Source organism: Caballeronia sp. RCC_10 (genome assembly GCF_041360715.1).
GTDB lineage: Bacteria > Pseudomonadota > Gammaproteobacteria > Burkholderiales > Burkholderiaceae > Caballeronia > Caballeronia grimmiae.
In genome coordinates this window covers 1-1,417 of sequence record NZ_JBFUPT010000100.1, presented here as the reverse complement: position 1 = coordinate 1,417, position 1,417 = coordinate 1, and the positions used below count along the sequence as shown (strand labels likewise).

The window sequence follows — 1,417 nt, the reverse complement described above, 5'->3', positions numbered from 1 at the left end:
GAATGATATGAACGCCCCCCGCCCATCGCTACGCACGGCATCACTGGAACATCGCCGGCCGGCGATCGCTCCGGGATAGAAAAAGGCGATCATATTGGCCTACCAGCCGGAGTAATCATCATGACGCATACGATCGTGGGTGTGGACATCGCAAAAAGCGTAATGCAGGTGCACTGGGTCGATCCCGAAACCGGCGAGATCGTTAATAGGCCTGTCAAACGGGCGGCGTTTCTCGAATACTTCGCTAATCGCCGCCCCTGTCTTGTCGGAATGGAGTCCTGCAGCGGATCTCAACACTGGGCTAGGCGCTTGATCGAGATGGGCCACCGGGTGAAGCTGATGCCAGCCAAATTTATCAAGGCATTCAACATCCGCAACAAAAACGACGCCGCCGATGCGCGCGCGATCTGGATGGCTACGCAGATGGACAGCAAGGAAGTTGCTGTGAAGACTGAGACTCAACAGGCAGTGCTCGCACTGCATCGCATGCGGCAGCAACTGGTGAAGTTTCGTACGATGCAGATAAATAGCCTGCGCGGGCTTCTAACCGAGTACGGCGAAGTGATGGGAGTCGGTCGGGCCGCGTTGGATAAAGCGGTAGGGGGAGTGCTGGAAAGGTTGTCAGGACGCTTGCCTTCGATATTGATCGACACCCTACGTGAGCAGTGGACAGGTCTGGACAATCTGGATCGTCAGATCTGCGAGATCGAGCGGCGATTGCATGAGTGGATGAAAGACGATCGGTCAGCCAAGGCAATTGCGGCGATTCCGGGCGTAGGCCTGTTGACTGCAACAGCGGCAGTGGCAACGATGGGTCACGCAAAAGCGTTCAAGTCTGGCCGCGAGTTCGCAGCGTGGCTCGGCTTAGTGCCGGCACAGACCGGCTCCGGCGGCAAGATAGAGCTTCAGGGGATAAGCAAGCGAGGCGATACCTACCTCAGAACGCTACTTGTTCACGGCGCGCGTAGCATCATTTACCGCGTGAAAGAACCAGGTCCATGGGTAACACAAATGAAACAGCGGCGTCCGTTGAACGTGGTCATCGTCGCGATGGCAAACAAGCTCGCCCGAATAATATGGGCGATGCTGGCACATCAGCGCCCCTACCGGAACGATTACGAAAGCATGAAACAGGGGTGAGTTCTCTGGTCTATCGGAAGGTTTGCTGGGCGGGATGGAACGTCAAAAGTTGCGGTGGCATTCGAGTGTGATGACAAAACGGGTAGGACCTGGGACTCACCAAACCTGAAAAGTTGTCTGAGCCTGACAAGCTCGCGAAGTGAATGAGGCGTGAGTCAGCGGATTTCATAGGGGCCCGCAGCGAGTAAGGCTGCAACAAGGCCGGATGTAGAGCTGCAGCCCATCCTGTTTTTCGAAGACTCGAAAGTCCGGCGCAAAGGGGGACGTTCATGTAGAC

At 56.2% G+C, this 1,417-nt stretch carries 1 protein-coding gene; it reads left to right on the top strand.

What is annotated here, in order from left to right:
• Positions 1 to 120: 120 nt before the first annotated feature.
• Positions 121 to 1,140 (top strand): IS110 family transposase, encoded by a 1,020-nt coding sequence (locus AB6804_RS31790; protein ID WP_370889824.1) that lies wholly within the window; start codon positions 121 to 123, stop codon positions 1,138 to 1,140.
• Positions 1,141 to 1,417: the final 277 nt, after the last annotated feature.